The organism is Bradyrhizobium sp. (assembly GCF_019242285.1).
Taxonomy (GTDB): Bacteria; Pseudomonadota; Alphaproteobacteria; order Rhizobiales; family Xanthobacteraceae; genus Bradyrhizobium.
This window is the reverse complement of record NZ_JAFAVV010000062.1, coordinates 1-3697: the sequence shown is the minus strand read 5'-3', so window position 1 is coordinate 3697 and position 3697 is coordinate 1. Positions and strand designations below refer to the sequence as shown.

Genomic DNA, 3697 nt, shown 5'->3' with positions numbered 1-3697 from the left:
ACATGAAAATGAGATGGCGCGTAGGCCGCTCGGCCCATCCCCATGTCTCCGCAAGCGCGAACTGCAGGATGACCAACGCCGCCGTGGCCCAGTGCAGCGCCATGGCGAACTCGTCGTAGTGGGTGCGATCGTCGCCCGCCAAGATCCTCGTCGCCGCGGCGGCTGTTCGTTCCACCATCTCGTCTCGCTCCTTCCACTCCCCTGGGCCGCGGCGGTTCTCGCTGCCGCGATCGCTCAGGCCTGAACGCCTCGCTGGGCCCAGCACGCGAGAGCCAACGCTGAGCAGATCACTCCTCGCAACGTTCCCAGATATGGTATTTGGAGGAATTCCAATTCGCAGCATGCTGGTTGAAGCGGATTGAGCACGTGCCACCTGGATAGCCGGTCGAGACTGGGCGCCGGCAGTCCCTACTCGGAAGCAGCCGTTCGGCTCAGCGCCGTCCCGGCTACCCGAGGGAAGGTGTTGCGCCGCCCGGAACCGGATTTTAGACTATACAGGTCGCGCTAAACACGACCAGATTTTGCCCGTCGGTGATCGTTTCGCTGCAGGTTCGATGCGCGGTGGGAAGATCGTCCGCAAGAAATGCGCGCGACTTTTCTCACAAGCGCGGCAGCTCTTCCCAGTCTAGGGCTAGGGTGGACCGTCACTAGGGTTCAGACTCGATCAGAGCCAAAAAGCGAGTGGGATGGCGAGTGCCACGCCTGAGAGGAAGTTGGCGGCGAGTTTGTCATAGCGGGTGGCGACGCGACGGAAGTCCTTGATGCGGCAGAAGGCGTTCTCGATGAGATGCCGGCTTCGCTAGCGCTGCTTGTCGTGCCGGACGGGCCGCTTGCGGTTGCGCCGACCGGGGATGACGGGAACGGCACCGGCCTCGCGCACGCACCGCGCAGCCGGTCGGCGTCGTAGCCTTTGTCGGCCAACAGGTGGCGCATGCGGCCGGCCCGTTTGAGCAGCGTGGGCGCGGCGTTCATGTCGCTGACGCTGCCCGGGGTGAGCATCACCGCCTAGGGGCGGCCGACAACGTCGGTGAGCGCGTGGACCTTGGTCGTCCAGCCGCCGCGCGAACGGCCGATCGCCTCCGCCTGGCGCCCCCTTTTGCCCCGAACGCCGCACGCTGCGCCTTGACATAGGTGCTGTCGATCGCCGTGCTCTTGGTACGCATCCGGTGAAAGCCCTGGCGGCAGGGTGATCGTTGGTCAGGCGGCTTTTTGAGCCGCCATGGACGGGGACCAGGCCCAGGGCAGCAGGTCTGCGACGTGCCTGGCTGGATGGTCTTGCAGACGGCTGAGGACGTCGGCGAGCCAGGCTCGGGGATCGATGCCGTTGAGCTTGGCGGTCTCGATCAGGGTGTACATCGCGGCCGCGCGCCGCCCGCCGTTATCGGATCCGGCAAATGTCCAATTGCGGCGGCCGACGGCGAGAGGCCGGATGGCGCGTTCGGCGGCATTGTTGGACAGGCAAACCCGGCCGTCGTCCAGGAAGCGGATGAAGGCCGGCCAACGCTTCAGCATGTAGTCGATGGCGACCGCCGTCTTGGCCTTCGGCGACAGCTTGGCTCGGCTGGCTCGGAACCATGCTTCCAGGCTGGCGACGAGCGGGCGGGAGCGGCCCTGACGAACGACTTGGCGGTCACCGGGCGCGCGGCCGTTGATCTCACGCTCGATCGCGAAGATCGCATCGATGCGGGCAACGGCCTCGATGGCGATGGGTGCCTTCTGCAGGTCGGCCAGTTCAAAGAACTTGCGGCGGGCGTGCGCCCAACAACCCGCTTCGATCATGCCGCCAGCCGTGCGCCCCGGCTCGTACAGCCGGCCGAAGCCCGAGAAGGCATCCGCCTGCACGATGCCGGTATAGCTGCCCAGCCAGGTCTCGGCATGCGAGCCGGAGCGGTCGGCGGAGTAGAAGTAGGATGCGGCCGGCGGGTCAGGGCCGCCAAACGGGCGATCGTCGCGCACCGCCGTCCAGAGCCGCCCGGTTCGGGTCCTCCCCTTGGCGAGCACCGGGACAGGCGTGTCGTCGAGGTGGATGCGACAGCCCTTGCGGACATGCGCCTCGATCAGCCCAACCAGCGGAGCCAGGGCCGTCGTGACCGCCCCCACCCAGTCAGCTAGGGTCGAGACTTCGATCGGCACACCCTCGCGGGCGAACCGCTCGCTCTGCCGGTGCAGCGGCAGGTGCAGGCCGAACTTGCCGAACACAACCTCGGCCAGGAGCTCCGGTCCGGCACGGCCCCGGTTGATCGAATGGAACGGTGCCGGATCCTGGGAGATCGTCTCGCAGGCGCGGCAGGAGAAGCGCTCGCGCACATGCTGGATCACGCGCCAGCGTGCCGGGATGCGCTCCAGCGTCTCGGTCACGTCCTCGCCGAGCTTGCGCAGGGCCGTGCCGCCGCAGCAGGGACAGGCCGCGGGTCCGGGATGCACGACCCGGTGACGCGGGAGATGGTCCGGCAAGGGACGGCGAGCCGGCTTCTGCCGAGCAAAGGTCGCGACCGTGACCGCCGCGTCAGCCGTCGCCGCAGTCTCGGCGGCGGCTTCTTCCAGGTCCTCGAGCCGGAGTTCGAGCTGCTCGATGCGGGCGCTGCGCTCCGACGACGGTCCGAACCGCTCCCGCCGTAGCCGGGCGATCTCGAGCTTCAGCCGCTCGATCTCGATGCCGAGGGTCAACCGCGCGGCCGCCCCCGCCGTCTCGGCCGCACGCCGTGCCTCGCGCTCCGCCAGGATCATCGCATGGGCGGCGGCGAGGTCAGAGGGCAGCGACTCAGGCGCGTTCGGCACCCGCCCAGAGAATCACAATCCCCAACCGCTGTAACGGCTTATCCTCAGCCGACAGCGCTCGGACGCCAGCTCTCCCGCGGCATGCGCCAGTCGATGCCGGACAACAGATACCCAAGCTGCGCGGTCGAGATCGTCACCGCGCCATCCGCCGGCGAGGGCCACAGGAATCGGCCCTGGTCCAGGCGCTTGGTGTAGAGGCACGAACCCTGGCCGTCATGCCAGATGACCTTGATCAGGTCGCCGCGACGCCCGCGGAACACGAACAGGTGCCCGCCATGGGGGTCGCGCTTCAACGTCTCCTGGACGATCACCGCCAGGCTGGCGAACCCTTTGCGCATGTCCGTGTGCCCGGTCGCGAGCCAGACACGGACACCGGCCGGAACCGGGATCATCGTCGCTCCAGCACGTCGAGGACCCGAGCCAGGGCCGCCGCGTCCACATCAGAACCGACCCTCAGCCGCCGCCCGGACCCAATATCGATCTCGATCGACCCTGCCGCCTTGCGGCGTCGTTTGGCCGGCGGTGGCCCCGCTGCGGGCGGCCCGGGCGTTACTTGGACAGGGAGGAAGACCGAAGCGGGCGCAACGGTCCGCGCCCGAGCCTGACGACGCCAAGTGAACAGCAGACTCGGTGCCAGGTCATTGCGCCGGGCGATCTCGGACACACAGGCAGCGGGTTCCAGCGTCTCCGCCACAAGCCGGGCCTTGTCGTCCGACGACCAGCGCCGCCGACGCTCAACCCCGAGAATATCCGCCCGCATGTGCGACTGACCTTAAAACCAGACTTAAGGTCAGATGGACGGCCACCTGACGCCGATCCGCAAGGCGGCCCTCACCGGATGCGTACGCTTCTTCCTCGTCCGTCTCCTGATCGACGTACCTGAGCTTCAAAACGAGCGCGTTTCAGGGGGCAAGCTCAC

At 67.7% G+C, this 3697-nt stretch carries 3 protein-coding genes and 1 pseudogene; all 4 read right to left on the bottom strand.

Going from position 1 to position 3697, the window contains the following annotated elements; genetic code table 11:
• Positions 1–664: 664 nt before the first annotated feature.
• A pseudogene (locus JOY90_RS02785) lies at positions 665–1151 on the bottom strand (IS5 family transposase); the annotation flags it as partial.
• Between the two features lie 46 nt (positions 1152–1197).
• On the bottom strand, positions 1198–2727 hold the full coding sequence (locus JOY90_RS02780; protein ID WP_291689644.1) for an IS66 family transposase: 1530 nt from the start codon (positions 2725–2727) through the stop codon (positions 1198–1200).
• Between the two features lie 95 nt (positions 2728–2822).
• Positions 2823–3170 (bottom strand): IS66 family insertion sequence element accessory protein TnpB, encoded by a 348-nt coding sequence (gene tnpB / locus JOY90_RS02775; protein WP_291689643.1) that lies wholly within the window; start codon positions 3168–3170, stop codon positions 2823–2825.
• Entirely contained in the window at positions 3167–3538 is a 372-nt protein-coding gene (locus JOY90_RS40035; protein ID WP_367276870.1) for a transposase, read from the bottom strand. Before JOY90_RS40035 ends, tnpB begins: the two co-directional genes overlap by 4 nt.
• Between the last annotated feature and the right edge of the window lie 159 nt (positions 3539–3697).

What these genes read in the sequence shown, in the direction of transcription:
- JOY90_RS02780 (WP_291689644.1), bottom strand. Translation starts at nt 2,727, where the DNA reads ATGATCCTGGCGGAGCGCGAGGCACGGCGTGCGGCCGAGACGGCGGGG.
- tnpB (WP_291689643.1), bottom strand. Translation starts at nt 3,170, where the DNA reads ATGATCCCGGTTCCGGCCGGTGTCCGTGTCTGGCTCGCGACCGGGCAC.
- JOY90_RS40035 (WP_367276870.1), bottom strand. Translation starts at nt 3,538, where the DNA reads ATGCGGGCGGATATTCTCGGGGTTGAGCGTCGGCGGCGCTGGTCGTCG.